General features: G+C 42.6%; 28 protein-coding genes and 1 pseudogene. 6 read left to right on the top strand and 23 right to left on the bottom strand.

Annotated features, from left to right (window positions below; all coding sequences use genetic code 11):
* Nucleotides 1-86: 86 nt before the first annotated feature.
* Nucleotides 87-770 (bottom strand): Bax inhibitor-1/YccA family protein, encoded by a 684-nt coding sequence (locus B7705_RS05980; protein ID WP_001076875.1) that lies wholly within the window; start codon nt 768-770, stop codon nt 87-89.
* A gap of 54 nt (nt 771-824) precedes the next feature.
* On the bottom strand, nt 825-1,565 hold the full coding sequence (locus tag B7705_RS05975; protein WP_004246533.1) for a TrmH family RNA methyltransferase: 741 nt from the start codon (nt 1,563-1,565) through the stop codon (nt 825-827).
* A 33-nt stretch (nt 1,566-1,598) separates the two neighbouring features.
* Here B7705_RS05975 and B7705_RS05970 point away from each other — a divergent pair, with 33 nt between their 5' ends.
* Nucleotides 1,599-1,877, top strand: a complete 279-nt coding sequence (locus tag B7705_RS05970) for an acylphosphatase (RefSeq protein ID WP_001174620.1) — start codon at nt 1,599-1,601, stop codon at nt 1,875-1,877.
* 77 nt (nt 1,878-1,954) lie between these two features.
* Nucleotides 1,955-2,875 (top strand): membrane protein insertase YidC, encoded by a 921-nt coding sequence (gene yidC / locus B7705_RS05965; RefSeq protein WP_084948581.1) that lies wholly within the window; start codon nt 1,955-1,957, stop codon nt 2,873-2,875.
* A gap of 74 nt (nt 2,876-2,949) precedes the next feature.
* Here yidC and pflA read toward each other — a convergent pair whose 3' ends face one another.
* From pflA to B7705_RS05900, 13 genes are all read right to left on the bottom strand, one after another.
* Nucleotides 2,950-3,744, bottom strand: coding sequence for a pyruvate formate-lyase-activating protein (gene pflA / locus B7705_RS05960; protein WP_001288281.1), 795 nt, complete (start codon nt 3,742-3,744; stop codon nt 2,950-2,952).
* A gap of 121 nt (nt 3,745-3,865) precedes the next feature.
* Entirely contained in the window at nt 3,866-5,122 is a 1,257-nt protein-coding gene (locus B7705_RS05955) for a diaminopimelate decarboxylase (protein WP_084948426.1), read from the bottom strand.
* 66 nt (nt 5,123-5,188) lie between these two features.
* The gene (gene purR / locus B7705_RS05950) at nt 5,189-6,016 is read right to left on the bottom strand and encodes a pur operon repressor (RefSeq protein ID WP_002874197.1); all 828 of its coding nucleotides are present in this window, start codon (nt 6,014-6,016) and stop codon (nt 5,189-5,191) included.
* Nucleotides 6,017-6,120: 104 nt separating this feature from the next.
* Nucleotides 6,121-7,062: a 3'-5' exoribonuclease YhaM family protein gene (locus B7705_RS05945; RefSeq protein ID WP_084948424.1), complete on the bottom strand. Its 942-nt coding sequence runs from the start codon at nt 7,060-7,062 to the stop codon at nt 6,121-6,123.
* A complete protein-coding gene (locus B7705_RS05940) occupies nt 7,052-8,308 on the bottom strand; it encodes a DNA recombination protein RmuC (protein WP_162284878.1) in 1,257 nt (418 codons plus the stop codon). Before B7705_RS05940 ends, B7705_RS05945 begins: the two co-directional genes overlap by 11 nt.
* A 1-nt stretch (nt 8,309) precedes the next feature.
* Nucleotides 8,310-8,972: a thiamine diphosphokinase gene (locus B7705_RS05935; RefSeq protein WP_084948421.1), complete on the bottom strand. Its 663-nt coding sequence runs from the start codon at nt 8,970-8,972 to the stop codon at nt 8,310-8,312.
* The gene (rpe, locus tag B7705_RS05930) at nt 8,935-9,591 is read right to left on the bottom strand and encodes a ribulose-phosphate 3-epimerase (protein WP_084948419.1); all 657 of its coding nucleotides are present in this window, start codon (nt 9,589-9,591) and stop codon (nt 8,935-8,937) included. The genes B7705_RS05935 and rpe overlap by 38 nt, the downstream gene beginning before the upstream one ends.
* Before the next feature lie 10 nt (nt 9,592-9,601).
* Nucleotides 9,602-10,480 (bottom strand): ribosome small subunit-dependent GTPase A, encoded by an 879-nt coding sequence (gene rsgA / locus B7705_RS05925; protein WP_084948579.1) that lies wholly within the window; start codon nt 10,478-10,480, stop codon nt 9,602-9,604.
* A gap of 1 nt (nt 10,481) precedes the next feature.
* Nucleotides 10,482-11,354: a 16S rRNA (adenine(1518)-N(6)/adenine(1519)-N(6))-dimethyltransferase RsmA gene (gene rsmA / locus B7705_RS05920; RefSeq protein ID WP_084948418.1), complete on the bottom strand. Its 873-nt coding sequence runs from the start codon at nt 11,352-11,354 to the stop codon at nt 10,482-10,484.
* 19 nt (nt 11,355-11,373) lie between these two features.
* On the bottom strand, nt 11,374-12,087 hold the full coding sequence (locus B7705_RS05915) for a dimethyladenosine transferase (protein WP_084948416.1): 714 nt from the start codon (nt 12,085-12,087) through the stop codon (nt 11,374-11,376).
* A gap of 191 nt (nt 12,088-12,278) precedes the next feature.
* On the bottom strand, nt 12,279-12,614 hold the full coding sequence (locus B7705_RS05910; RefSeq protein ID WP_084948415.1) for a hypothetical protein: 336 nt from the start codon (nt 12,612-12,614) through the stop codon (nt 12,279-12,281).
* A 92-nt stretch (nt 12,615-12,706) separates the two neighbouring features.
* Entirely contained in the window at nt 12,707-13,273 is a 567-nt protein-coding gene (gene rnmV, locus B7705_RS05905; protein ID WP_084948413.1) for a ribonuclease M5, read from the bottom strand.
* Nucleotides 13,273-14,046 (bottom strand): TatD family hydrolase, encoded by a 774-nt coding sequence (locus B7705_RS05900; RefSeq protein ID WP_084948412.1) that lies wholly within the window; start codon nt 14,044-14,046, stop codon nt 13,273-13,275. Before B7705_RS05900 ends, rnmV begins: the two co-directional genes overlap by 1 nt.
* A 151-nt stretch (nt 14,047-14,197) precedes the next feature.
* Between B7705_RS05900 and B7705_RS05895 the strand changes: the two genes are divergently transcribed.
* Nucleotides 14,198-16,042, top strand: coding sequence for an APC family permease (locus B7705_RS05895; protein WP_084948410.1), 1,845 nt, complete (start codon nt 14,198-14,200; stop codon nt 16,040-16,042).
* A gap of 91 nt (nt 16,043-16,133) precedes the next feature.
* Here B7705_RS05895 and B7705_RS05890 read toward each other — a convergent pair.
* From B7705_RS05890 to B7705_RS05870, 5 genes and pseudogenes are all read right to left on the bottom strand, one after another.
* Nucleotides 16,134-18,084 (bottom strand): annotated as a pseudogene (locus B7705_RS05890) (peptide ABC transporter substrate-binding protein).
* Nucleotides 18,085-18,229: 145 nt separating this feature from the next.
* Nucleotides 18,230-18,364, bottom strand: coding sequence for a 50S ribosomal protein L34 (rpmH, locus tag B7705_RS05885; RefSeq protein WP_000831905.1), 135 nt, complete (start codon nt 18,362-18,364; stop codon nt 18,230-18,232).
* 245 nt (nt 18,365-18,609) lie between these two features.
* Nucleotides 18,610-19,185, bottom strand: coding sequence for a DUF2625 family protein (locus B7705_RS05880; RefSeq protein WP_158086001.1), 576 nt, complete (start codon nt 19,183-19,185; stop codon nt 18,610-18,612).
* Between the two features lie 234 nt (nt 19,186-19,419).
* Nucleotides 19,420-20,634, bottom strand: a complete 1,215-nt coding sequence (locus B7705_RS05875) for a pyridoxal phosphate-dependent aminotransferase (protein ID WP_084948407.1) — start codon at nt 20,632-20,634, stop codon at nt 19,420-19,422.
* 142 nt (nt 20,635-20,776) lie between these two features.
* The gene (locus B7705_RS05870; protein WP_084948406.1) at nt 20,777-21,076 is read right to left on the bottom strand and encodes a hypothetical protein; all 300 of its coding nucleotides are present in this window, start codon (nt 21,074-21,076) and stop codon (nt 20,777-20,779) included.
* Between the two features lie 166 nt (nt 21,077-21,242).
* Here B7705_RS05870 and B7705_RS05865 point away from each other — a divergent pair, with 166 nt between their 5' ends.
* Nucleotides 21,243-21,695 (top strand): universal stress protein, encoded by a 453-nt coding sequence (locus B7705_RS05865; protein ID WP_000079158.1) that lies wholly within the window; start codon nt 21,243-21,245, stop codon nt 21,693-21,695.
* A gap of 35 nt (nt 21,696-21,730) precedes the next feature.
* Here B7705_RS05865 and B7705_RS05860 read toward each other — a convergent pair whose 3' ends face one another.
* Entirely contained in the window at nt 21,731-23,116 is a 1,386-nt protein-coding gene (locus B7705_RS05860) for a Cof-type HAD-IIB family hydrolase (protein ID WP_084948404.1), read from the bottom strand.
* A 65-nt stretch (nt 23,117-23,181) separates the two neighbouring features.
* Here B7705_RS05860 and B7705_RS05855 point away from each other — a divergent pair, with 65 nt between their 5' ends.
* Complete coding sequence (locus B7705_RS05855) at nt 23,182-24,144, top strand: asparaginase (protein WP_084948403.1); 963 nt, start codon at nt 23,182-23,184, stop codon at nt 24,142-24,144.
* 52 nt (nt 24,145-24,196) lie between these two features.
* On the opposite strand, the gene ccpA is transcribed toward B7705_RS05855, so the two are convergent.
* The gene (gene ccpA / locus B7705_RS05850) at nt 24,197-25,207 is read right to left on the bottom strand and encodes a catabolite control protein A (protein ID WP_001090635.1); all 1,011 of its coding nucleotides are present in this window, start codon (nt 25,205-25,207) and stop codon (nt 24,197-24,199) included.
* A 209-nt stretch (nt 25,208-25,416) separates the two neighbouring features.
* On the opposite strand from ccpA, the gene B7705_RS05845 reads away from it, so the two are divergent.
* The gene (locus B7705_RS05845; protein WP_084948578.1) at nt 25,417-25,734 is read left to right on the top strand and encodes a DUF960 domain-containing protein; all 318 of its coding nucleotides are present in this window, start codon (nt 25,417-25,419) and stop codon (nt 25,732-25,734) included.
* 46 nt (nt 25,735-25,780) lie between these two features.
* On the opposite strand, the gene folK is transcribed toward B7705_RS05845, so the two are convergent.
* Nucleotides 25,781-26,593 carry a 2-amino-4-hydroxy-6-hydroxymethyldihydropteridine diphosphokinase gene (gene folK, locus B7705_RS05840; protein ID WP_084948401.1) on the bottom strand — a complete coding sequence of 271 codons (813 nt, stop codon included), beginning with the start codon at nt 26,591-26,593 and terminating at the stop codon, nt 25,781-25,783.
* Between the last annotated feature and the right edge of the window lie 13 nt (nt 26,594-26,606).

Genomic DNA, 26,606 nt, shown 5'->3' with positions numbered 1-26,606 from the left:
AAAAGCATTATACACCTATTTTCAAGAAAAGGAAAGAGTAAATAAGAAAAAGTCAGCGCTCTTTAGAACACTGACTCTGTCATTCATTAATCGTTTCGACCAAAGATTCGTAAGATGCTAAGGAAGAGGTTGATAAAGTCTAGGTAGATGCTGAGCGCCATTGAAATGACCCAACCTGTCGCTACTTGCCCTCGTGACTGCTCATAAACATAGCGAATCTTTTGGTTGTCCCAAGCAATCAAACCTGAGAAGACCAAGACCATGGCAATACTAATCATGTAGTCAAAGAAACCACTAGCTAAGAAAATATTCACAATCATGGCAATGATGAGGCCAACAAGCGCAGCCATCAGAGCACGTCCCATTCCACTCAAATCTTTCTTAGTGAAAATTCCGATTGCTGCCATGACAAAGAAGAGAAGGGCGCTGGATACAAAGGCTGATAAGACGGTCCCAGGTGTATAGAAGGCTACGACAAAGCTAAGTGTGAAGCCATTTAAAACAGAATAAATTAAAAATACTGGGAGAGCTGCTGGACTGTTTTTAGCAGCCATGCTACTCGCAACAAAGACCAGACCAAGTTCTGCAAAAGTTGCAATCATCAACCAGAGACGACCATGCATTAAAAAGTAGACCAATTGAGTCTGAAAGACCGTCAACATCAAAGCTGACACGAGAGCTGACAGACCAATCCCAAGTCCCACAAAGGCATAAACCTTAGCGTAAAATTGATTGAGACCTGAACGTTCTTGAATAATTGTTTGATTCATTCTGATTCTCCTTTTTCTATAAATATGTCTTGATTATAACAAAGATTTTATAAATTAGCTGAAATAAAACATCAAAATGCCTGCTGCAACTGCCACGTTGAGACTTTCTGCTCGACCTTTCATGCTTATATGAACCAGCTGATCAGCACTCTCAGCCATGACAGAACTAATCCCCTGTCCTTCATTTCCCATGACTAAAACAAAGTCTTCTAGGGGAGAAAGCTCACGATAATCCTTTGACTCTCTCGATAAGGTCGTTGCCAGAATGGGCAAGTCACTCTTTTTAGCCCCTTCTACAAAGGTGGCAACAGGCATACGATAGATGGGCAAATGAAAATGACTTCCTTGCATGGAACGCAGGGTCTTGAGGCTGTATATATCTGCTGACTTGTCTGAAACAATGACCCCTGTAAAACCTGCCGCATCCGCAGTCCGAATCATGGTGCCAACATTACCAGGATCTTGAACATCTTCTAAAAATAGAAACTTACCCTGACGAAGATCAGGCAGTCCTACTTCTTCTTTTTGGACGATTGCTACGATTCCCTGTGGTGTTTGAGAATCTGCCAAATCCCGCAAAATCTCCTCTGAAACCCAGACAGTTTGAGGAAAAGCCGCTAGCTGATCTCGGTAACTTTCTAGGGCAAAAATCTTCTCAATCGTCACTCCAGCTTGAACAGCTTCTTCGAATAAGTGCCAACCCTCAATCAAATAAGCAGACTTTCGATATTTTTTTTGATGCAATTTCTTGGCATTTTTTACCACAGAATTGGCTTTTGAGGTTATAATAGTCATAGAAATATTATAACACAATCAAAGGGGTTTGGTATGCAAAAGGTTAGAATGATTGCCCAAGGTAGGGTGCAGGGTGTTGGTTTTCGCTGGGGCGTTTATACTCTAGCGCTTGAAATCGGTGGCATCACTGGTCGTGTCTGGAATAATGACGATGGCACAGTGGAAATTCTTGCTCAGGCAGACTCCTCTGCCACTATGGCAAAATTTATCCAAGAAATCCGTAAAGGTCCAACGCCTTTTTCAAAAGTTACCTATCTAGATGTGCAAATGAGCAACTTTTCATCCTATTCGGACTTCAAAGTCGCAAATTAGGTCTCCAGAACTATTGTATATTTTACAAAAAAACAGTAGAATAGAAAGGTATAATTTTTAAAGAAGGAATGAAAACATTGAAATCTATTAAACGTTTTGCCCTCTCTGCTATGGGAGTGGCTATGCTACTCGTCTTGACAGGTTGCGTTTCTGTTGATAAAACGACTGGAGAACCGACTGGATTTATCTGGAACACCATCGGAGCGCCTATGGCAGAGGCCATCAAATACTTTGCTAATGATATGGGACTTGGTTTTGGGATGGGGATTATCATCGTCACCATTATCGTGCGTTTAATTATCTTGCCGCTCGGTATCTACCAATCGTGGAAGGCGACGCTTCACTCTGAAAAGATGAACGCCCTCAAACACGTGCTTGAACCACATCAAACACGTCTAAAAGAAGCAACAACTCAAGAAGAAAAACTTGAGGCTCAACAAGCTCTCTTTGCCGCCCAAAAAGAACATGGTATCAGCATGCTAGGAGGCGTCGGATGTTTCCCTATCTTGCTCCAAATGCCTTTCTTCTCTGCTATCTACTTTGCAGCCCAACATACTGAAGGGGTCGCAGGATCTAGCTTTCTCGGTATCGAACTAGGCTCACCAAGCATGCTCCTCGTAGCCTTTGCAGGTATTCTTTACTACATCCAATCTCTCCTCTCGCTTCATGGAGTAGAAGATGAGATGCAAAGAGAACAACTTAAGAAAATGATCTACATGAGCCCACTCATGATTGTTATCTTCTCCCTCTTCTCACCAGCCAGTGTAACACTTTACTGGGTTGTCGGTGGTTTCATGATGATTCTCCAACAGTTTATCGTCAACTATGTCGTTCGTCCAAAACTTCGTCAAAAAGTACGTGAAGAATACGAAAAGAACCCTCCAAAAGCAAGTTCTACTGCAGGAGTAAGAAAAGATGTGACTCCTAAGCAGGCTCAAGCGATCACAACCAATAAGAAAAAGAAAAACCGCAACTCTGGTAAACAACGATCTAGATAAGACTCAAAAGGCTTAGCTGAAAGGCTAAGTCTTTTTGCATCACAAAAGCCCGATGTCTCCATCAGGCTTCTTTTTTATCCATGAACACGTTTCATGTAGTCTTGGTAGCTTTCTGTATCCATCAATTCCTTGGCATTCTTCACACGGTCTGCTGTGGGAGGTTTGACTCCTTCGAGCGAATAAGGAATCCCAAGTTCACGCCACTTGAATTCTCCCATCGTATGATAAGGTAGGATTTCAAACTTGTCAACGTTTTTGAGGGTTTTAACGAATTTACCGAGTTCGATCAAATCCTCATCTCTGTCTGTCAATCCCGGAACCAGCACATGGCGAATCCAAACAGGCTTCCCGATATCTGATAGGTACTGGGCACAGGCCAAGATATTTTTGTTGGTTTGGCTTGTGACAATCTTATGCTGTTCTTCGTTGATTTCCTTGATATCCAGGAGAACTAAGTCTGTCACCGCCATGAGTTTATTAAACTTTTCGAGATAGCGTGGTTTATTACGGAACGGAAGGGCACAGGTATCCAAGGTACAGTGGATTCCTTTTTCCTTGGCCTTGGTAAAGAGGGCAATTAGGAAATCAATCTGTAAGAGGGCTTCTCCACCACTAACAGTGATTCCTCCCTTGTCTCCCCAGAAACCACGGTAGCGAAGGGCTTCTGTCAAGACATCGTCTACTGTCCGTTCGCGTGATTTATTGGTCTCCATAGCCCATGTATCGGGGTTATGACAGTACTGGCAACGCATGTGACAGCCCTGCAAAAAGACAATAAAACGAATCCCAGGGCCATCTACCGCCCCAAAACTCTCTGTCGAATGCACCATTCCTGTCACTTGTCCATAGTCAATTGTTTCTTCAGACATATCGTCACCTTCCTTGAAACCGTTTTATAGTTTTATTATATCACGAGTAAGGTGAAAAACAAGGTTTTTTTGTCTATTTTTTAGAAAGCAATCTGTTTTTCACTTTCATTTTCAATTTCTTTTAATGATCCGATTCAAAGTCAAAACCATACAAGGTTGCAAAATAGTCCTCAGGGCGCTCTGCACGGCGGATTTGGCGGGCTTTTCCTTCTTCGGTATAGAGGATTTCTGCCGAGCGTAGTTTGGCATTGTACTGGTAACCCATGGAGAATCCATGTGCACCTGTATCATGAATCACTAGCAAATCACCGATTTCTGTATGAGGTAGTTCGCGGTTCACTGCAAATTTATCATTGTTTTCACAGAGTGAACCAACCACATCTACAACCTCAACTGGTCCGTCTGGATGGGTCAGATTGGTGATATGGTGGTAAGCTCCATACATGGCTGGGCGCATGAGGTTGACGGCCGAGGCATCCACACCTAGATAGGTACGGTAGGTTTTCTTTTTATGAGTTACTTTGGTAACGAGAACTCCGTGAGGTGCCAGCATAAAACGGCCCAATTCAGTGAAAATCTTGATCTGATCAAGACCTGCCGGCGTAAGGACTTCTTCATAAACCTTTCGCACCCCTTCACCAATCACAGCAATGTCATTTGGTTCCTGTTCTGGACGATAGTTGACTCCGATTCCGCCGGAAAGATTGATAAAGTCTAGCGAAATACCCAACTTTTCCTTAATTTCAACAGCCAATTCAAAGAGTTGGCGGGCCAACTCTGGGTAGTAGCGATGGGTGACGGTATTGGATGCTAGGAAAGAGTGAATCCCAAATGTCTTGGCTCCTTTTTCCTTCAAAATAGCAAAGGCTTCAAAAAGCTGAGCCTTGGTCATACCAAACTTGGCTTCTCCCGGATTGTCCATGATATCTGTTCCTAGCTCAAAAATGCCTCCAGGATTGTAACGACAAGAGATGATTTCTGGAATGCCTGCTGCACGCTCTAAATGTTCAATGTCTTCAAAGGCATCCAAGTTAATTGTTGCGCCTAATTCACGCGCATAGGCATACTCTTGGTCTGGGGTATTGTTAGAAGAGAACATGATTTCAGAACCGGGGAAATCCAGTTTGTGGCTCATCAAGAGCTCTACATAACTAGAGCAGTCCACACCGCACCCTTCCTCTTGGAGGATTTTCAAGATGGCTGGTGTTGGGGTGGCCTTGACTGCAAAATATTCTTTGAATCCCTCATTCCACGAAAAAGCCTTGTTGACTGCTCTTGCTTTCTCGCGGATCCCCTTCTCATCATACAAGTGAAAGGGAGTTGGGAACTCTGCAACAATCGTTTCTAAATCTTCACGGCTGATAAATGGTGTTTTCATAAGCTTCTTTCTATTCTGTTTGCAAAGAAAGGCTGGGACAATCGTTCCAACCTTTAGTTCTATCTCTTATTTGTCTTCGTCAAAGATATTTCCAATCTCGACATCGATGGATTGGTTCTTAACATCAATATTGGTTACTTTCAAGAGTGACTTGTAATCAAACTGCTTTTCACGTTCTTCTTGGGCATTGTCTGCAAAGACTGCGACACCAGCTAGTTCAGAATCGAACTCACGCAAGAGACTAATCATCCCGTTGACAGTTCCGCCACCTTTCAAGAAGTCATCCACGATCAAGACACGACTGCCTGCCTTGAGACTGCGTTTTGAAAGGAACATTTTCTCAATGCGGTCACCGCTGGAACCTGAAACATAGTTGACGCTGACCGTTGAACCTTCGGTAATTTTCAAATCACGGCGCACAATGACAAATGGAACATTGAGGACATTGGCAACTGCATTTGCGAGTGGCACACCTTTTGTTGCTACTGTCATAACGGCATCGATTTTTTGGTCCATAAAGCTCTTGGCAATGATGCGCCCAATATTTTTCAAAATGGCAGGTGTACTGAGCAAATCAGACAGGTAGATGTAGCCACCTGGCAAGATACGGTCGCTTTCTGAAAGTTTGTCACGCAAGTCTGCGATCATTTCTTTGGCTTCATGACTCGAGATTGATGGTGTAAAGATAACGCCACCACCTGCTCCAGTCACAGTCTGAATATGGCCGATTTCAATTTCCTCAAAGGCACGCTTGATAATCACGATGTCCTCTGAAATCGATGATTTAGCAGATTCGTACTTTTCTGCAAAGGTGTTGAGACTTGTTAGTTTGTATGGATTATTAATCAAATAGTTGGAAATGACAACCATCCGATCACTTCTTCTTAATTTCATTTTTATTTACCATTCCATTTAATTTTGATATTTTATCCATTATACCATATTCACATAAAAAAACGAACATTATTGCGTAAAAAATGCTCGTTTTTCTTAAATTATTAATCTAAATCTGGTTTATAGAAGGAACGATTGTCCATAGCGAAGATTTTATTGGTCATCTCTCCTTTGTCCACCAAAGCTAGAGCTGTTGACATCATCATCATGCTGGCGTCTAGATTGTCAATCATATGAATAATCTCTGCCTCCATAATGCGTGGACGGACTGGACTTCCATACTCCAGCAAGCCATGATGACTGAGGATGACATGGCGCAGTAGCACCACTTCTTCTCTAGTATCATCGATGCCCAGTTCCATGACGGTCTTGGTAATTTCACTATCGATGAGGGCTATATGGCCAAGAAGATTGCCTCGCACTGTATACTCCGTCTGGTCTGGTCCCGTCAACTCAATAACCTTGGCCAAGTCGTGCAGCATAATCCCAGCATAGAGGAGGCTCTTGTTGAGCTGAGGATAGATCTCGCTAATGGCATCTGCCAAGCGCACCATGGTTGCTGTATGATAGGCCAAACCTGTTTCAAAGGCATGGTGGTTGGTCTTAGCAGCTGGATAGGAGTAGAATTCCTTATCATACTTGGTGTAGAGACTGCGAACGATACGCTGCCAGACAGGATTTTCAATCTTGAAAATCATTTGCGACATGTAGTCACGGATTTCCTTGACATCGACTGGTGACTTGACCTTGAAATCAGCTGGATCATTGGGTTCCCCAGGTTGAGGCAAGCGGAGAGTGATTTGATTGACTTGAGGAGTGTTGTTGTAAACTTCTCTGCGTCCCTGTATGTGGACGACTTTCCCTGCGGTAAAGGCCTCAACGTTATGCGGTTGGGCATCCCAGAGTTTCCCTTCAATCTCGCCACTATCGTCTTGGAAGGTAAAGGCTAAGTAGTTTTTTCCAGCACGCGTCTGTCTCAGGTCAGCTGATTTGATCAGGTAAAAACCTTCAAACAGCTCATCTTTTTTCATGTGACTAATCTTCATATTCTTCCTCATCTTCTTGGAAATGGAGTAAATCAAGCGCAGGCTCACCTTCTGATAACTCAATGTGACGGAGCGTCCGCTCGATAGCTGTAGTACGACGGTTTAATAATTCATCAATATTGCCAGAGGCATGTTGGAGATGCTTTTGTGCCTTGACCAGAATGCCTCCGAACTTGCCAAACTCGGTCTTGACACTAGCTAGGGTCTTGCTGATATGGTCAGCACTCTTTTGGATATTGAGAGTTTTGAAGCCAACTGATAGAGAGTTAAGCAGGGCTGATAGGGTACTTGGACCTGCGACAATAATCTGCTCCTCCCGTCTCAAGTCATCAAAGAAGACCGGATTGCGGACGATTTCTGAGTAGAGTCCCTCTGTCGGAACAAACAAAACTCCAAAATTGGTCGTCCGAGGTGGCGCTAGATACTTGCTCTTGATATCCTTGGCAAAGCGCTTGACGCTAGCTAGGAGTGACTTGCGACAACGTTCGATTTCGTCCTTATCGCCTGCTTCATAGGCTTCTTCTAGGCGATAATAATCCGCCAGTGGAAACTTGGAGTCAATCGGTAGGTAGACATATTCTTGGTCGCCTTGGCCAGGTAACTTGATGGCGTACTCTACTCGCTCGCTAGAGTTTTCAACCGTTGCAAATTCTCGTTCGTACTGGGCAGGTGTCATGATGTCTTCAATGATTTGCCCCAGTTGCAATTCACCCAGAATCCCTCGCGTCTTGGTCCCAGAGAGAACCTTGTTGAGGGCCCCGACATCGCGGGCAACTGTCTGCATTTCTCCAAGGCCTCGATTGACCGACTCCAATTGCTTGGAAACTGTCTCGAAGGAAGCCTGCAAGCGTGTCTGCAAGGTCTTTTCCAATTTTTCCTCGACTGTCTGGCGCATTTGCTCTAGGCGTTGCTCATTTGATTCCTGCAGGGCTTGAAGGCGTTGGTCGGTCTTATCTCTGGTTTGAAGGAGATTCTCGTTCATCTCCTGTCTAACTTGAGTCAGGCCTTGGTGCAACTCCATTCGCACTTCCTGCAAACGGTCACTGACAGCCACTTCCAAATCTTTTTGATCCAGCTGACTGGCTTGTCTAGCTTGGTCAAAGCGATAATCCAGTTGGTCTGAAAGATTGTCTGCTTGATCCTCCAAGCTCTTGGCTAGGTACTTGTCTTGCTTATCCTGCCTTTGCCAAATCAGAAAGAGTCCAGCTAGGTTGACAATTAATAATAGTAATAATACAGTCTCCATCCTACCTCCTGTCCTTGCTATGTAGCACGACGACATAACCATCTGGGCAAGTTACCGAAACTTCCCTATCTATATATTCGTTAGAAGCATACACTTTTTTAAAGAAAAAATTCTCCTCAGTCAACTCATACTTGGCTCCGATAATGGTCAACTGACTATCCTGAACCGGCATAAAGGCTAGATAGTCATAGTCCGAACGGGGTTGAAGCTGGCTGGTTCCTTCTGGACAATAAGCAAGCAAGTTTTGCCCATCCTCAATCGCTATCTGGCGCATAAAGGGGGCCAACTTGGGATTGCTAGGCAGAAAGACATTAGCTAGCATATGATCAATACGACCACCAAGAGCACCGAAAATAGTGACCTGGGCTTGAGGATTTTTTTCAAAAATCGTTAAAAGTGCTAGTTCCAGATCCGTATCATCTTTTTCTGGCTGGGCTTGAACAAAATGCTGGGCTAGTTTTTGAATCAACTGACGTTCGTCTGCAGTCACCGAATCAAAATCTCCAACTGCTAGAGTGAGAGGCAGATCTTCTTCCAAGACCCAGAGCGAACCGCGATCCACACCGACAAAGCAGTCAAAATCCGTCCGATAATGACCACGGTCTCCGCCTGCAAAAACGGCAATCCTAGTCCAGTTGTTTTCTGAGCGTTTGCACTCGTTCATTGACATCTCCCTTAAAGACATAAGACCCTGCTACAAAAACGGTAGCACCAGCTTCTTTAGCCTGAGAAATGGTTTGATCATCAATCCCACCATCGACTTCGATCTCAAAGTTCAAACCTTTTTCCTCACGAAGGGCAACCAACTCACGAACCTTGTCCATGGTTTCAGGCAGAAAGGCTTGTCCTCCAAATCCAGGATTCACTGTCATGACCAAGACTTGGTCAACTAGGTGAAGAACGTGCTTGATTGCCTCCACAGGCGTACCAGGATTGATAACAACCGAAGGTTTGACACCGAGCGAACGGATTTTTTGGAGGGCACCATGGATATGAGGCGTTGCTTCTACATGGATACTGATGATATCCGCTCCTGCACGCGCAAAGTCTTCTAGATGATGCTCAGGATTTTCTACCATCAAGTGGCAGTCAAAGACCATCTTGCTATGGGGGCGAAGAGCTTCAACCACCCCTGCACCAAAACTGATTTGCGGTACAAAGTGACCGTCCATGATATCGATATGGGCATACTCTGCCCCAGTTGCTTCTAGGCGTTTGATTTCACGTTCAAAGTTGGCATAATCTGCTGCCAGAATTGACGGAGCAATCTTGTATTGAGACATAGGTTTCTCCTTATTTTGGAATTTTTTTACTGACTTTTTTATAAGTCTCTCTGCGATTTTCAATTTCGCTGAGGAATTGCAGGTAGTTGTCAAAACGGAAGGTCGCAATAGCGCCTTCTTCTACAGCCGGCTTAACCGCACAGGACGGCTCATGGGTATGGGTACAAGTACGGAACTTGCAGTCTCGACTGACACTAGCAATCTCTGGAAAGGCCTGATTAAGGTCTTCAGCCGTTGACACTTCATAATCCAGCGATGAAAATCCTGGTGTGTCCGCGATTTTACCACCATTGAGGTTGTAAAAACTAACAGCTCGAGTGGTATGACGACCGCGACCCAGACTGTCTGAGATTTCTCCTGTTTCAAGATTGAGGTCTGGTGCGATTTTATTGAGGAGGGTTGATTTTCCAACACCAGTCTGCCCCATAAAGACCGTCACTTTCCCTGTCAACAGGGGCAGGAGTTCTTCTTTACTGGTCACAAAGTCATAGCCGATGTCACCATAAGTCTGTTCATAAAAATCCAGTTCTCCTCTATCTTCCAACAAATCCATTTTGGAAATATAGACGATGGGATGAATGCCCTTGTGTTCCAAAAGAACCAAGAAACGATCCAGCAAATTGCTGTTGAAGTCCGGTTCCTTGACGGACATGATCACCACAGCTTGATCAATATTGACAATGGGCGGACGGACCAGACTGTTTTTCCGTTCGTGAATTTTGAGGATATAGCCCTCTGAATTTTCCTCTGCAGAAAAGTCTACCCAGTCTCCGACATAAGGCGTGTGACCTTTTTTGCGGAAATTCCCACGCGCACGTGTCTGATAGACTTGGCCATCACTCTCTACATAGTAGAATCCTGCCAAGGCTTTAATGATTTGTCCCTGCATCTTATAGTCCTTGTCCTTTGAGCGCATCTGCTAGACTGGCAAACTCTTCCAAGCTGAGAGCTTCCCCACGTACACTTGGTGACAAACCTGCTTGGTCCAAAGCCTTGGTCAACTTATCCTTGACTTCATCAGTTTTCCCAAAGTAGCCTGTCAAGTTGTTCCATAAGGTCTTACGACGATGGGTAAAACTAGCCTTGGAAACCTTAAAGAAGAAGTTCTCATCTTTCACTGCTACAGCAGGCTCTGGACGACGCACCATTTTCAGGATAGCCGAGTCCACGTTTGGCGCTGGCACAAAGACCGTACGAGGTACGATAAAGGCAACCTTGGCTGTCATGTAATACTGGACAGCAATCGACAAACTACCGTAAGCCTTGGTATTGGGTTGAGCGGAGATACGATCCGCCACTTCTTTCTGCATCATGACGACAAACTCACTAAAAGGAATGCCACTTTCAATCAAGTGCATGAGAATAGGAGTCGTAATGTAGTAAGGCAAGTTGGCTACTACCTTGATTGGTAGGTCTGGATTTTTGAAATTCTGGATATGTTGGGCCAAATCAACTTTTAGAATGTCCTCGTTGACTACTGTTACATTGTCAAAATCACGTAAAGTATCTGCTAAAATTGGCACCAAACGGTGGTCAATCTCAAAGGCCATGACTTGAGCTGCACGCTCAGCCAAAAACTCTGTCAAGGCACCAATACCTGGCCCAATTTCGATAACATTGACCTGGTCATCAATTTCAGCCGTATCCACGATTTTTTGAAGAATATTGGTATCCGTCAAGAAATTTTGCCCGAAGGACTTTTTAAAAGTAAAACCGTGACGCTCCAGCACTGCCTTGGTCACGCTATAATCTGCAATTCTCATTTATTCTCTTTTCTATTTATTAGCTAAAAATAATATATAAAACCCACATAATTACTGGTGCCAACAAAATCCAAAACACTAAAAGAACACGAGACTTGTTCCCTTTTGAATCAGCTCCAGTCGTATCTAGCACTTTCTTATCTTCTTGGGGGTTCATTTTCTTCAGTTCATCCTGATAGGCAACCGAATCTAGAATATTGTCTTCTGGTAATAATTCTGAAGCATAATAATCAGGAAAACCCATAGCAAGACCAATTAAGTTCTTTTCTGTCACAGAAAAATCTAAATCTTTGGGTTGATTTTCCCGAATAGCTCGTATATTTTTTAACAGTTTATCAGAAACAACAGACACTTGGTCCATAAAAACAACATCTAAAAGATCAAATCCGAGCACATCCCCGTCTTTGACATTTGCAAGAATATAACGGACAAAGTCATCATATAGTTGCACGGATTGCGGGGCATTATCTTCTAAAAAAGATCGGTTTTTGAGGGCATTCTGCTGGAATTTTTCAATAGAAAGCAAGATATCTACATTCTGCTCTTGGTAAAATCTTTCTACTTGCTCTTCATCTTCTTCCAGTTTTTCTGCTGTTTTCCAGAGAGCAATCGGAGCTTTTAAATCTTCTTCATCCCAAAACAATTGCCAAAAATAGGGTATTGTGTAAATTCCCGCTGTTAGAATACGGGCTTCATCTCCGTTTTTTAAGTAAATATAACTTCTATTTGCCATATCATTTCCTTTCACAATCTTTGAAAAAGGTTAGTGGTTCAAGTAGGATGTAGATAAAACTATAAAGTTTCCAATTTTTCATGCCCAATCGAAAACCTAGACTTCATTTAAAAAGATGTTTCATAAAAGTACCAAGGGACGATAACAATACATGACCAGTTCAACCTCGGTCAGGATATCATCTGCAATTCTCATTTATTATCTTTACTAATGTAGTATGCTTCCGGGGTATAATGATAGATCAAAACAAATAAGGGTGTCTCCGTAATTCCTTCCAACATCTCTTTTAATACTCCATCTGGATTGATAATCTCTCCTGTTTTAGTGAAATAAACACCTTGTTCCCCATTTCGATTGCGGAGTTCCCAGGCCACATTGTTTCCTTGAACAGACGGCAAATAACGTTCCCTTTCTAGAAAGTCAAAAAATTCTTTCACTGTCATATCTTCAGGAATCTCAAATTCCGTCTCATGAGGCAATACATCATCCCCCATACACACAGACTCTCTGTCAACTCGGATTTTCATTCGCTCTGTCCTTATAAGTTTCTATTTTAACGCTATCAAAATAAATCTAAGTACCTCTATTGTAACACATTCCCTTTGTATTTTTGGACTATCTAGCTATTATCATAACTTTCCATAGTCTCTTCCACTTCTGCTAAGGTCACCCCAAACAACTCTAAGCGCTTGAGGAGTTGCTTGCCATTGGAATAACCGATGCGGAGCCGTTCGCCTAGATACTCTCGGCGTCTACGACTGTCTGCTCCCGCTAGGAAACCAAGACGAATCAAGTCGCTTCGACTGATATCAAACTCGTTCTCGTTTTCAAATTGCTCTGTCACCTGAGCCAGCGCTGTTTTCAGGTCCTCATAGCTAGCATGTTCGATTCCCAGAGAACGCCCCTTGGTCTTGGATTTGGGAACCGCTTCATCTCGTTTGAGAAAGGCATGCTGAACTGTCGGAAGGGCCGTCATAATCATGCGACGAATGCGCTCACCGTTAAAGTCAGGATCTGTAAAGACAATGACTCCATGCAGTTCATGCAGGCGTTGAATCCGCTCTATATCTTGATCATTGATTGCCGATCCTCGTGTCTCATAGGTTTCCACGTCAAAGTAACGTTTGAGATTGACCGTATCATCACGACCTTCAACCACGATGACTTGGGAAATTTTTTCTTTCATCACTTGCTGTCCAATCCAAAGATACGCTCTGCATTTGCAGTCGTTACTGCGGCTAACTCCTCAGTCGTCATCCCACGCAAGTCGGCGATAAAGTCCACCACATAGCGAGTATAGGCTGTTTTGTTTTCACGGCCACGTTTAGGAACAGGAGCCAGATAAGGCGCATCCGTTTCTACCAAAATCTTGTCTAACGGAAGTTCTCTAGCAGCCTCTTGGATATCCGTCGCCTTCTTAAAGGTCACCACACCTGAGAAAGAAATGGTCATGCCAAGCTCGACAAACTTCTCAGCCCACTCCAAAGAACCTGAGAATGAGTGCATAATCCCACCTCGTGGACCAACGCCCTCGCTCTTGATAATCTCATAAGTATCTTCTAGCGCATCACGAGTGTGGACCACAAAGGGCAAATTCAAGTCCTTAGACAGCTGAATCTGACGACGAAAAACCTGTTCCTGCACTTCCTTAGGTGCTGTCATCCAATGGTAGTCCAGGCCAATCTCACCCAAGGCAACAATCTTAGGATGTTTTAGTTTTTCAAGCAAGTAAGCTTCGACCTCGTCTGTGTAAGTCCCTGCTTCCGTCGGATGCCAGCCAATAGTTGCGTAGAGCTGCTCATACTCATCTGCTAACTCTAGGGCTCGTTCAATGGTCGGCTTATCAAAACCAACAGTATTCATCCGAGTCACACCCATCTCAGCAGCCAAGGCGATTTCTTCTGCCTCACGTCCTGCAAATTCTTCTACATTTAAATGTGTGTGCGTATCAAAAATCATCTCTTCTAACCTCATTTTCTTCCATCTATTATACCAAAAATAGCATCCCTCGGCTTGTAAAAATATTCTAATACCAATCATTCTCCCTTGACTGCCTTTTTTCAAAGCAGTATAATAACACTTATTGAAATTTTCAGCAAAGGAAAAGAAAATGTTTAGAAAATTAAAATATACCTTTATCGGTCGACCACTCAAGTCTCTCACAGATGGTGAAGGGGGATTACTTGGAAAAATGCAGGCACTTGCAATGTTATCTAGTGATGCCCTGTCTTCTATTGCCTATGGACCTGAACAAGTCATTCTCGTTTTAGTCAGTCTCTCTCCTCTCGCTATCTGGTGGAGCCTCCCTATCGGTATTTTTGTCCTCTTACTGCTCGCTAGTTTGACCATTTCCTATCGTCAAATCATTCATGCCTATCCTCAAGGTGGAGGAGCTTATATGGTTACTCGAGAAAATCTATCTCCCGAGCTAGGCTTGATTGCTGGAGGTAGTCTGCTGGTTGACTACATGCTGACTGTGGCGGTATCGGTATCATCTGGAGCTGACGCTATAACAGCAGCCCTCCCTGCCCTCCACCCTTACAACCTCCACATCTCCATTTTTCTAGTTTGCTTGCTCATGCTCTTGAATTTAAGAGGATTGAAAGAATCTGCCAGCTCTCTGATGATTCCCGTCTACCTCTTTATCTTCAGTACCGTCTTTCTCTTGCTTTATGGGTTCTTTCAACTATTTACAGGGTCCCTAAACTACCAGGCAACTTCAACCATTGGGCAAACCGTTCCAAGCCTTTCCATCGTTCTCCTATTGAGAGCCTTTACCAGTGGCTCTGCCTCTCTGACAGGGGTTGAGGCTATTTCAAATGCGGTACCATTTTTCAAAACTCCGAAAGAAAAGAATGCTGCTCAGACCTTGACCATCATGTCGCTGATTTTAGGATTTCTTTTTGCAGGCATTACCTTCCTAAACTACTGGATGGGCATCACTCCTCAAAATGGAGAAACCATCCTCTCGCAAATGGCCAAGGGCATTCTTGGTGATTCATTCTTTGGTCATGCTAGCTACTATCTCTTCCAGTTCTCAACAGCCTTGATTCTAGCTGTAGCTGCAAATACTGGCTTTTCAGCCTTCCCTATGTTGGCCTACAATATGGCTAAAAACAAGTACATGCCCCATCTCTTTATGGAAAAAGGGGATCGTCTTGGCTACTCCAACGGTATCTTAACTCTGGCTTTTGGAGCTATGATCCTTCTTCTCATTTTTAACGGGAATACTGAACGCTTGATTCCTCTTTATACTATCGGGGTCTTCGTTCCCTTTGCCCTTTCTCAGACTGGGATGATTCGCCATTGGAAAAAGGAAAAAGGAGCAAACTTTTTAAAACCTGCCTTTGCTAATATCCTTGGGGCCATCATTTGTTATGCTATTGTCCTCATTTTACTCCTCTTCAGACTGGGTGATATCTGGCCATTCTTCCCAATTATCCTAGTTCTTACTTTCCTCTTTTTGTCCATTCACAGCCATTACCAAAAAGTGGCAAAACAGCTACGACTCTACGAAGGAATTGAAAAGCGCACTTATGACGGCAACCTTGTCCTTGTTCTAGTAGGGAATGTTACTCGAGTAAGTATCGGAGCCATTAACTACGCTCAAAGTATCGGTAATGAAGTGTTAGCCATGCACATTTCTACTAAAGAAACGGCAGAAAAAGACCAAGAAATTCTTCAGGAATTTGCCGACTACTTCCCAAATATCACTCTGAAGAATATCAATACCAGTTACCGCGACATCATCACCCCTAGTGTTAAGTATGTCAAACGAATCGCCCAAGAAGCTAAGCAAAAAAACTACACCGTTACAGTCCTTGTCCCACAGTTTATCCCTAACAAGCCTTGGCAAAATATCCTGCACAATCAGATGAGCCTCAAACTAAAATACGCTCTCAGATGGCATGAAGACGTCGTTGTCGCCAGCTACTCTTATCACTTAAAAGAATAAAGAAAAGGCCCTACCAGAACCAAAAAGCGTCTGGTGGGGCCTTTTTCTGAATCCAGCCACTATGCTTAACTAAAAAACATGACTAGGAATATTATTGAATGTGGTTAGCTAAATCTTCCTGAGCTTTTTTGTTGGACTCAACTTTTTCTTTTTGCCATTTTTCATAAAGTTCTTGGTACTGTTTCGCAGTCACGGGATCTTTTTGCAACTCAACATATTTGTAGTTATCCGCATCCCCTTTGTGTCCAACAAATGAGAAGGCTCCTGTGAACGGTACAGTCTTACGGAAGATTGGATTAGCTCCTCCACTTTGAACTGGCAGAAAGAGAGCACTATCTGTTAGCCAAGCTTGAACTTCGGCAAATTTCTCATAGCGAACCTGAGTGTTTTCAACTTCTTTATCTGCCTCATCCAACAACTTCTTGTAGGTAGAGAGACCGATTTTTTCCTTAACACCATTGTCTTTTCCTGGAGTCAAGCCAAGATTTTTTAACTGAGAACCAGAGTCTGGGTCCAAAAGGTCAAGATAGGTTTTCGGATCTGAGTAATCTCCACTCCAGCCTGAGATGTCGATGTCATAGTCCTTTTGTTCAGCTGTGTCAGCAAAGAAGGTTGCATTGTCTTTCTCGTCTGGAGAAAGTTGAATCACATCGATAACAATATTATCTGATCCAAGTGTCTCCTCAACCGTCTGCTTGAAAGAACTAGCTTGTTGTACGTCCAACTTAGCAGTCTGGTCCACTGGCATGTCTAGATGGATTGGGAAAGTCACACCTTCTGCCTGCAAACTTTCTTTGGCTTTGGCAAATTCTGCCTTGGCTTTGTCAGCATTCAAGAAGGCAGGCTGAGCGTCGTTTAGATTGACATTAGCCCACTCTGAACCATAGTTGACTATCTTTTCATTGACAGCATCTCCAAAGTTTTTCCCACCGATCTGAACAAAATTGCTTGGTGTGACTGTGTTTCGAAGGATACGATCAGCTCCATCTTCTCCATTTGTCTGTGCGGCATAGGCATGACGGTCAAAGGCAAAGTTAATTGCCTGACGGAAGTCCTTATTTTGCATAGCTGCACGAGAATCTGCCTTTTCTTTATCCGTCTGTTTCATGGTTTGATTGTAACTTTGACGGTTGACATTGAAGAGATAGTAGAAAGTCACAGCATTTTGAGGGGTATAAGTAATTTTATCCTCATTCCCTTTTTTCAACTGGTCAAACACAGAGCTTGTCGGGAAAATACGTCCGTCTGTGTAGTTGCCTTCTAAGAATCCTCGAGCTAAACTATCTTGGTCTGAACCATCATAGAAGGAAAGTTTTACTTTCTCAATCTTCACATTGTCCTTATCCCAGTAATTAGGGTTCTTTTCAAACTCAATTAAAGATTTTGATGTGAAAGACTTGAACAAGTATGGCCCATTTGACAGGATACTAGATGGGGTAACACTTCCAAAGTCATCTCCCTTGGATTTCAAAAAGGCTTCATTGACAGGGCTCAAAATTCCCCCTGTTGTCTTTGAATTCCAATAAGACTCTGGCTTATTCAAGGTGTATTGGAGAGTATAGTCGTCCACTGCCTTGACTCCAACCGTCTCAAAGTCAGATGTTTTCCCTTCGACATAATCTGCCAAACCTTTGATTGAATCCCGTACCAAGTACAAGTTCTCAGCCTTTTTATCCGCTGCATACTTAAGACCTGTCACAAAGTCATGGGCTGTCACTTCAGCGTATTCTTCTCCTTCAGAGGTATACCACTTAGCCCCTTGGCGGATTTTATAGGTATAGGTTAAACCGTCTCCATGACTCTGCCATAGAAGGAACGAGATTGCCGTATTTATCATTTTCCAACAAACCATCGATCAAGTTTGTCGTAATGCTAGAGGTTGAACCACGTGTCGAAGTGATATAGTCTAATGTATCTGGATTGCTAGCAAATACATACGAGTAGGTTTTATCTGTATTTGATTGTGCCGAACTACAAGCCACCATCAAGAAGCTTGCGCTCAAAATTCCAGCCCCTAGTAGGAGGGCTTTTGATTTCTTCATAACTGTTCTCCATTTTTTATAGTATGTGAAATATTATACACTATTTCAGAAAAAATATAAAGCATTTACAGACTGATATTATAGGAAAAAAAGAAAAGCCAGTAGACTCGAGTTCCTACTGACTTCTTTGTTGAATTCGTTTGGATTATGCAGCCAAAACTTTGCGTCCTTTACGACGACGAGCTGCCAATACGCGACGACCGTTTTTAGTTGACATACGGTTACGGAATCCGTGTTTGCGCGCACGACGAAGTTTACTTGGTTGATAAGTACGTTTCACGATGAATACCTCCTCATAGATTTTGTATTCGTTTAGCCGGCTATAAAGTGATCAGTTACTAAACATACTTTACTATTCTATCTGATTCTGCCACTTTTGTCAATAGCTCCAAGCAAATGTTTTCCAGCTTTTCCTATGAAAGCCCTTATCAGAAACAGTTAAGAGTAACATTCTCTTCAGATGCGAATAAATCAGTAAAAAATAATTCTTGCTAACATACATTTCCTATATTGAATCCACCGATTTCATATCCCAAACTGTCTGCAAAAATCAGCATTCATTTCTAACAATTCTTTAAAAGGAACTATTTTTCTAACTGCACCTGATGGAGTGTACTCCATTGACCACATAAATGGATAGGTCAAAACAACTTCATTCGTTTCAAGCGATAAATCTAATTTGAACAAATCTGATACTATAAGTTCTTGATAAAATAGGTCTAACTGATTTGTAGTCACCCAATATAAAAATCCCTTATAATCTATCTCCAAATCCTCCCATTCTAATGTATCGGGGGTAAAATATTCTATTGAATTTAATTTTTCAATATTTATTGCAAATAGACCACCCAAAATATCATAAGCTATCAAACAACGATTAGGATTATAACATTTTGAAAACAATTCATTACAGTAGCTAAAGCCATTCTCTGAATCATTCCCCAAAATCTTTAAATAACCATTAACAGTTATATAAGAAAAATGTTCTAGGATAAACTTCAGTTCTTGTGGTGTTTCTATAGTATCCGTTATTTTTTTATTAAATTCTAAAAACTTAATATCATTGGAACTTTCATCAAATTTTTCAAGAATCTCTCTCATAGTTAGCATTTTATTTACCTATTCTCCACTATTCATCTTTACTCTTGTAGTTCATAGTTACTAATGTTTGTAATATTAAAGATTCTAATAATAAATTCTAATCTTTTAAGATGTTATACCTGCCCAGTATTCTTCCAAGAAAATAAAAATCTCAGAGAGGTAACGTTTAAATCATAAAAACGTTCGCTTTCTCTGAGATAAAACGCTAAAATCTAGCTGAACCCTATAGAACCCTTATCTACGATACTGTTTCAAGAAACGAGTCATCTTTTCTTGGATTTGTGCTAATTCATCTACACGAGGAAGATAAACAATGCGGAAATGGTCTGGTTCCTTCCAGTTAAAGCCGCGACCATGAACCAAGAGAACTTTTTCCTGCTTCAAGAAATCGAGGACAAACTGTTCATCATCATCGATGCGGTACATATTGCGGTCAATTTTAGGGAAGATATAAAGACCCGCCTTAGGTTTGACTGCAGACAAACCTGGAATATCTTGAATGGCATTATAGATAAAGTTTCTTTGCTCATAGATGCGACCACCAGGAAGGAGTAATTCGTCCACTGACTGGTGCCCACCTAGCGAGGTTTGTACAACTTGCTGGGCCAAAACATTAGAGCAAAGGCGCATATTGGACAGCATATTGAGACCTTCGATATAGCCTTTAACATGGGTTTTAGGCCCAGACAAGACCATCCAACCTACACGAAAACCAGCGATACGATGCGATTTTGACAGACCATTCATGCTGACACAGAAAACATCTGGTGCCAAGCTCGCCACAGGCGTATGCACATGCCCATCCATCACCATGCGGTCATAAATCTCATCCGCAAAGATGATCAAATCGTTTTGACGGGCAATCTCAATAATCTCCAACAAGAGTTCCTTAGGATAAAGGGCTCCAGTTGGGTTGTTCGGATTGATAAGGACGATTGCCTTTGTATTGGAAGTAATTTTTGACTTGATATCATCAATATCTGGGTACCATTCTGCAGCTTCATCACAGATATAGTGAACCGCATTTCCCCCAGCTAGACTGACAGCAGCCGTCCAGAGAGGATAGTCTGGCATAGGAACCAAGACCTCATCTCCATTGTCTAAAAGCCCCTGCATGGACATAACAATCAGCTCACTGACACCATTTCCAAGGTAAATATCATCAATGTCTACATTGGGAAATTTCTTCAGTTGGCAATACTGCATGATGGCCTTACGGGCTGAGAAAATCCCTTTGGAGTCAGAATATCCTTCGCTATCACGCGCATTCATAATCAAGTCATGAATGACCTCGTCTGGCGCTGTAAAGCCAAATTCTGCTGGATTTCCTGTATTCAGACGTAAAATCTTTTCTCCGTTTGCTCGCATTCGCATGGCTTCTTCCAAAACAGGACCACGGATATCATAAGCAACATGCTCTAACTTACTAGACTTGTTATATTCTTTCATCTTGTTTCCTCAATTCATCGAGATAGTAACATTATACCACTAGAAAGGGATTGCGACAAGTTTCCTGAAATGAGCAAACAAAGAAAAAACTCACAACGACTAGGTTCTCACCTTCTAAATAACTAGAAGGAAGAATCATTTCTCACATACCAAAAGACAAACCTAGAAAGACTAATGCTAAAAAGGAATCATACAAAAGATTAAACATGAGAAAGAGCCCCCACGTGATCAAATAGTCCAAGCGACCACTTCTCTTTGCAATCACAAATAAAATGATGTGGTAGACTAGGTGAAAGAGAAGAAATCCAACAAAACCTCGATAGAGAACAGGCATGACTCTTTCCAGTTGCCAAAGCATCACTACTTCTCCTACAAGTGATGCAAGGATAATTCCATGATAAAGAAGACTGATTTTTTTAGAAGCTTGAACAGACTCTTTCATACTTTCTCATCCCTTCACTAGGTTTCCTAATATCCCATTTTCTTTTATTTTAACATATCTCCACCAAATCGAATCTCCGATAATATTTATTTAAATATGATTTTTACTTTACTTCTTTAGTGAAAAGGATTACAATAAAAGTAAGAAAATTTCAGGAGGTTTCATTATGGCACAACGTTACCAAAATGTTATGGTTGCAATTGATGGTTCTAAAGAGGCAGACTTGGCTTTTGTTAAAGGTGTTTACACTGCTCTACGCAATGATTCCAAGCTCACCATTGCCCATGTTATTGACACACGCGCTCTTCAAAGCGTGTCCACCTTTGATGCTGAAGTTTACGAAGAACTCCAAGTCGACGCTGAAAGTTTGATGAAAGAGTACGAAAAACGTGCAAAAGATGCGGGTGTGACGGATATTCACATCGTCATCGAAATGGGAAATCCGAAAACCCTCCTTGCCCGTACCATTCCAGACGCAGAAAATGTTGACCTGATTCTCGTCGGTGCAACAGGTCTTAATGCCTTTGAACGCCTCTTAGTCGGTTCTTCATCTGAATATATTCTCCGCCACGCAAAAGTTGATTTGCTCGTCGTGAGAGAACAAGAAAAAACACTATAGGAACATGAAAGGAGCCTGCTAGGCTCCCTTTTTTCTTACTTATTTCTCTCTTTATGTCGCTCATAAGCCTTGAGCTGACGCTGCAGTTCCTTTCTGATAGCAGGTTCTGGAGCATATTTTTCGTCCCAGTCATCTGGTTTTAAGATTTTATGTGTAACTGGATCAAAATGGGCTTTTCCATCAGGAAAAACCTTCCCCATGTTTGCCTCATGCACAATATCAAAGATGCGTTCTGGATCCACTCCCATCAAGGCAAAACTGCCGTAAGTAAAATACAGTGTATCGATTAAGGCATCAACCTGCCCGATTAGATCTTTTTGGGCAGGCGTTTTTTGCCTCACCTTTTCGGCCGCCTTATCAAGTGCCGCATGCATGCTGTTAAGTGCCTGCTGGAATTCTTCCTCCGAAGAACTTGCCGCACGGACAAACTCTACTAATTCTTCAATTTTAAAGTCTGCACGGTGGGTCGCTCCTTCAACATCCCATGCTTGCGGCTCTTCTTGAGTCCGTTCATCCATCATGTGGTGGAAGGTCTTGACCTTATTAAAGTGGTAGTCTCGACTGACAAATACCTTTTCTGCTGCTAAAACACCAAAATGTTCAAGCGCCTTGTGGATGCCATCTTGTTGATTACTTGCAGTGATGTGTTTGGCAACCTCTTTGACGCTGCTACTGCCATTTCCCATAGCTACAGACATACCAACACCTGCCAACATTTCCAGGTCATTGTCTGAATCACCAAAGGCCATGACTTGGTTGAGATCAAAACCATACTCTTTTCCAACTCGGCGAATGCCTTCTAGTTTGGAATTCCCTTGATTGATGATATCTGCTGCAAAAGGATTGCTTCGAGTCAATTTCAAGTCTTCAAAATCACTTGCAGCTTTCTCAGATTCTTCAGGAGTCATCAGCATTAACACTTGATAGATTGGCTCATTGATCAAACGAAGTAGGTCATCTTCCTTTTGAGGGACTGCCTTGCTGACCATTCGATTAAAAGAGCGACTAACGGTTCTTGTTAGCACAGTCGGAATAAAACGACTAACCAGTTGAGAAAAGGATCCGAGACCAAATGACATAATTTTCGAACCAACAACGGCATGTTCGGTTCCAAGAGCGATTTCTTTACGCTCCTTTTTAGCGTAAGCAATCAGTTGACGCAGGCTTGACTTAGCAATCGGGCTAGCAAATAAAACTTTTTCTTTATTAAAGATATATTGTCCGTTATAAGTTATTGCAAAATCCAGATCTAAATCTTCCATCAATTCCTTGACAAAGAAAGGCCCCCGTCCTGTCGCCACTCCAACAAGCACCCCTTGCTCTTTCACAATCCTAATCGCGTCCTTAGTGGATTTCAAAACACTCTTGCGATCGTTGACTAGCGTTCCATCGATATCAAAAAAAACAGCCTTGACTTCCATCCTGTCCCATTCTCCCCTTTTGTGTTACAATGATTATACCACATTTCAGAAAGAGTGACTAAATCATGCCTAAGAAAATCCTTGTTTTACATACAGGTGGGACTATTTCCATGCAAGCAGACGCCTCTGGTGCCGTTGTAACTAGCCAGGAAAATCCCATGAACCATGTTTCCAATCCGCTTGAAGGGATTGAGGTTCATGCCCTAGACTTTTTTAATCTGCCAAGCCCTCATATCAAACCCAAGCATATGCTTGCGCTCTATCATAAAATCAAAGAGGAAGCAGACCACTACGATGGAGTTGTCATCACACATGGTACAGATACCTTAGAAGAAACAGCCTACTTCCTTGATACCATGGAAATCCCACACATGCCCATCGTTCTAACAGGAGCTATGCGTAGTTCCAACGAACTCGGTAGCGATGGCGTTTATAACTATCTGAGCGCTTTGCGAGTTGCCAGCGATGACAAAGCAGCCGACAAGGGTGTACTGGTCGTCATGAACGACGAGATCCACGCAGCCAAGTATGTTACCAAAACTCATACGACCAACGTCAGCACCTTTCAAACCCCAACACATGGACCACTTGGCCTCATCATGAAGCAAGAAATCCTCTACTTCAAAACGGCTGAGCCTCGTGTCCGGTTTAATCTTGAGCATATTCAAGGTCTGGTTCCCATCATCTCAGCCTATGCCGGTATGACAGACGAGCTGATTGATATGTTAGACTTAGAACAGCTGGATGGCTTAGTCATTCAGGCCTTTGGAGCAGGCAATATTCCCAAAGAAACAGCTCAAAAGTTGGAAAATCTCCTCCAAAAAGGAATCCCAGTCGCCCTGGTCTCACGTTGTTTTAATGGTATTGCTGAACCTGTCTACGCCTACCAAGGTGGAGGGGTGCAGTTGCAACGAGCTGGTGTTTTCTTTGTCAAAGAACTCAACGCTCAAAAAGCGCGCCTCAAATTATTAATTGCCCTTAATGCTGGACTAAAAGGACAAGCTTTGAAAGACTATATGGAAGGATAAACCTCTTCTCTAGAAAGCAAATCAGGAAATCTTCACGATTCCCTGATTTTTTCTATTTACGTTTTCGTGTAGAGCGGCGTTCTGTCAAACCATGAGGTAGGAGAACTTCACGTTCTTCCAACTCTTCCTTATGCATAATCTTAGTCAACATACGCATGCTGATAGCACCTAGGTCATAAAGAGGTTGGGCAATAGTCGTCAAGTTTGGACGAGTGAATCGTGCAATCTGAGAGTCATCTGTCGTAATGATTTCAAACTCTTCTGGTACAGACACACCGTGGTCAGCCAAACCATTTAGGACACCTGCTGCCAATTCATCACCTGTTACAACTGCGGCTGTAGCTTGTGATGAAATCAAGCGTTCTGCCAAGGCATAACCATCGTCATAGCTGTATTTTGATTCAAAGACCAATCCCTCGCTATAAGAATGTCCTGCTTTTTTCAAGGCTTCCTTGTAACCAATCAAACGAACCTTGCCATTGATATCATCGACGAGTGGTCCACTCACAAAAGCAATCTTTTCGTTTTCTTTTAGAAGGTAGCTTACAGCATCAATCGTTGCTTGTTTGTAGTCGATATTTACACTTGGAAGTTGGTGTTCTACATCTACAGTACCAGCAAGAACAACCGGTGTCCGTGAACGAGAAAACTCTGAACGAATCTTTTCAGTCAAGTGATAGCCCATAAAGATAATCCCATCGACTTGTTTTGAAAAGAGAGTGTTGACTACTGAAACTTCCTTTTCATCATCCTCATCACTATTTGCAAGGACAATGTTATACTTGTACATTTCAGCAATGTCGTCAATTCCCTTAGCAAGCGTTGAGAAATAACCATTGGTAATGTTAGGAATCACAACTCCGACTGTCGTTGTTTTCTTGCTAGCCAAACCACGTGCTACCGCATTTGGACGATAGTCCAAGCGATCAATCACTTCTAGGACTTTTTTTCGAGTGTTCTCTTTAACATTCTTGTTGCCATTAACGACACGGCTAACTGTTGCCATCGAAACTCCTGCTTCACGGGCGACGTCATAAATCGTTACTGTATCATCTGTGTTCATTCCGTTTCCTTTCTATAATGAAAATTTCGCTTTCACGCATCTACTTACTCCATTTTATCACTTATTGTAAACACTTTCAAGTATTTTTTAGAGAAACTTTGAAAAAATTTCACAACCTATTCCCATTTTGAAAAAGCGAGTACGATTTCTTGATTTTTGGGATGTTTTGCTGTATGATAAGGAAAAATGAAAGGAGGGAGGGAATGTTTATGGCTTTTACAAATACTCAGAGACGTTCGGCCAGTTTTGGCGTTGTGACCAGCTTGCCTGACGATGTTATCGACTCTTTGTGGTATATTATCGATCATTTTTTGAAAAACGTCTTTGAATTAGAAGAGGAACTTGAATTTCAACTACTAAACAACGAGGGGAGCATTACCTTCCATTTCTCTAGTCAGCACCTGCCGACTAGTATCGACTTTGATTTTAATCATCCCTTCGACCCTCTTTACCCTCCTCGGGTCCTTGTTTTAGACATGGACGGGAAAGAAACCATCCTCCTTCCTGAAGAAAATGACCTATTTTAAAAACTCTAGCTTCTCGGCGCAAACTGCTGAGGAACTAGAGTTTTTTCTATTTGTTCAATTCTTGATACAAGTAGCGTATCGGCTGTTTGAGTACTGGATGAATAAAATGGGGAGCTATTTCTTGCAGAGACTCAAGGACAAAGAGGCGTTCTGCTATATAGGGATGTGGCAAGATGAACTCGTCTGTATAGATGACTTGGTCCTCCACAAAGAGTAAGTCCAAATCAATCAAACGAGGCCCCCAATGCACCTCTCGAACCCGTCCCATTTCTGACTCAATGGCTAACAAAGTTTCTAACAAGACTGGTGCTGGAAGCCAGGTTTCTACTTCAATCACCTGATTGGTAAAGCTATCCTGCTCCACACCGCCCCAGGGCTCCGTCGTCAAGACACTGGACTCTTTTAAAATATGGATACCACGAGCTCGCAGTTTGTCAATAGCTTGTTCCAAGTTTGCTTGCTTATCCCCCATATTGCTTCCTAGAGCGATAAAGGCCCGCTGCTTACGACGGTGAATGGTCACCGAGCAGGTATCCAACGGTAAATGCACTGGCGCCCAAGGTTTTTTGAGTTCTAATTCAATTTCTTGGACAAGAGGATAAGTCTCAAAGGTGCGTTCAACTAGTTTGTAGGCTACCGTTTCAATCAAATCCTCAGTTGTTTCCTGAAACCAAGTCGTCCACTGCTGACAAAGTTCCCCATAATGAATAGAAGCCGCCAAATCCAAGTCTGTCGCTGCCTTGGTCATATCATAGGATAAGCTTGCGGAAATAACAAACTTCTGCCCCAATTCTTTCTCACTAGGAAAAAGCCCGTGATAGGCAAAAATTTCCAAATCTTTAATCTTTAGCTGATCCATAACTAGTCCTTTC

This window comes from Streptococcus oralis subsp. dentisani, from assembly GCF_002096685.1.
GTDB classification, from domain to species: Bacteria; Bacillota; Bacilli; order Lactobacillales; family Streptococcaceae; genus Streptococcus; species Streptococcus oralis_AD.
Note: the sequence above shows the minus strand (reverse complement) of the source record. Positions and strands in the feature narration are given on the sequence as shown.

Excerpts from the sequence above, each read along its gene's own strand:
- B7705_RS05980 (WP_001076875.1), bottom strand. The coding sequence starts at position 770 with ATGAATCAAACAATTATTCAAGAACGTTCAGGTCTCAATCAATTTTAC.
- B7705_RS05975 (WP_004246533.1), bottom strand. The coding sequence starts at position 1,565 with ATGACTATTATAACCTCAAAAGCCAATTCTGTGGTAAAAAATGCCAAG.
- B7705_RS05970 (WP_001174620.1), top strand. The coding sequence starts at position 1,599 with ATGCAAAAGGTTAGAATGATTGCCCAAGGTAGGGTGCAGGGTGTTGGT.
- pflA (WP_001288281.1), bottom strand. The coding sequence starts at position 3,744 with ATGTCTGAAGAAACAATTGACTATGGACAAGTGACAGGAATGGTGCAT.
- B7705_RS05955 (WP_084948426.1), bottom strand. The coding sequence starts at position 5,122 with ATGAAAACACCATTTATCAGCCGTGAAGATTTAGAAACGATTGTTGCA.
- purR (WP_002874197.1), bottom strand. The coding sequence starts at position 6,016 with ATGAAATTAAGAAGAAGTGATCGGATGGTTGTCATTTCCAACTATTTG.
- B7705_RS05945 (WP_084948424.1), bottom strand. The coding sequence starts at position 7,062 with ATGAAGATTAGTCACATGAAAAAAGATGAGCTGTTTGAAGGTTTTTAC.
- B7705_RS05940 (WP_162284878.1), bottom strand. The coding sequence starts at position 8,308 with ATGGAGACTGTATTATTACTATTATTAATTGTCAACCTAGCTGGACTC.
- B7705_RS05935 (WP_084948421.1), bottom strand. The coding sequence starts at position 8,972 with ATGAACGAGTGCAAACGCTCAGAAAACAACTGGACTAGGATTGCCGTT.
- rpe (WP_084948419.1), bottom strand. The coding sequence starts at position 9,591 with ATGTCTCAATACAAGATTGCTCCGTCAATTCTGGCAGCAGATTATGCC.
- rsgA (WP_084948579.1), bottom strand. The coding sequence starts at position 10,480 with ATGCAGGGACAAATCATTAAAGCCTTGGCAGGATTCTACTATGTAGAG.
- rsmA (WP_084948418.1), bottom strand. The coding sequence starts at position 11,354 with ATGAGAATTGCAGATTATAGCGTGACCAAGGCAGTGCTGGAGCGTCAC.
- B7705_RS05915 (WP_084948416.1), bottom strand. The coding sequence starts at position 12,087 with ATGGCAAATAGAAGTTATATTTACTTAAAAAACGGAGATGAAGCCCGT.
- B7705_RS05910 (WP_084948415.1), bottom strand. The coding sequence starts at position 12,614 with ATGAAAATCCGAGTTGACAGAGAGTCTGTGTGTATGGGGGATGATGTA.
- rnmV (WP_084948413.1), bottom strand. The coding sequence starts at position 13,273 with ATGAAAGAAAAAATTTCCCAAGTCATCGTGGTTGAAGGTCGTGATGAT.
- B7705_RS05900 (WP_084948412.1), bottom strand. The coding sequence starts at position 14,046 with ATGATTTTTGATACGCACACACATTTAAATGTAGAAGAATTTGCAGGA.
- B7705_RS05895 (WP_084948410.1), top strand. The coding sequence starts at position 14,198 with ATGTTTAGAAAATTAAAATATACCTTTATCGGTCGACCACTCAAGTCT.
- B7705_RS05880 (WP_158086001.1), bottom strand. The coding sequence starts at position 19,185 with ATGAGAGAGATTCTTGAAAAATTTGATGAAAGTTCCAATGATATTAAG.
- B7705_RS05875 (WP_084948407.1), bottom strand. The coding sequence starts at position 20,634 with ATGAAAGAATATAACAAGTCTAGTAAGTTAGAGCATGTTGCTTATGAT.
- B7705_RS05870 (WP_084948406.1), bottom strand. The coding sequence starts at position 21,076 with ATGAAAGAGTCTGTTCAAGCTTCTAAAAAAATCAGTCTTCTTTATCAT.
- B7705_RS05865 (WP_000079158.1), top strand. The coding sequence starts at position 21,243 with ATGGCACAACGTTACCAAAATGTTATGGTTGCAATTGATGGTTCTAAA.
- B7705_RS05860 (WP_084948404.1), bottom strand. The coding sequence starts at position 23,116 with ATGGAAGTCAAGGCTGTTTTTTTTGATATCGATGGAACGCTAGTCAAC.
- B7705_RS05855 (WP_084948403.1), top strand. The coding sequence starts at position 23,182 with ATGCCTAAGAAAATCCTTGTTTTACATACAGGTGGGACTATTTCCATG.
- ccpA (WP_001090635.1), bottom strand. The coding sequence starts at position 25,207 with ATGAACACAGATGATACAGTAACGATTTATGACGTCGCCCGTGAAGCA.
- B7705_RS05845 (WP_084948578.1), top strand. The coding sequence starts at position 25,417 with ATGGCTTTTACAAATACTCAGAGACGTTCGGCCAGTTTTGGCGTTGTG.
- folK (WP_084948401.1), bottom strand. The coding sequence starts at position 26,593 with ATGGATCAGCTAAAGATTAAAGATTTGGAAATTTTTGCCTATCACGGG.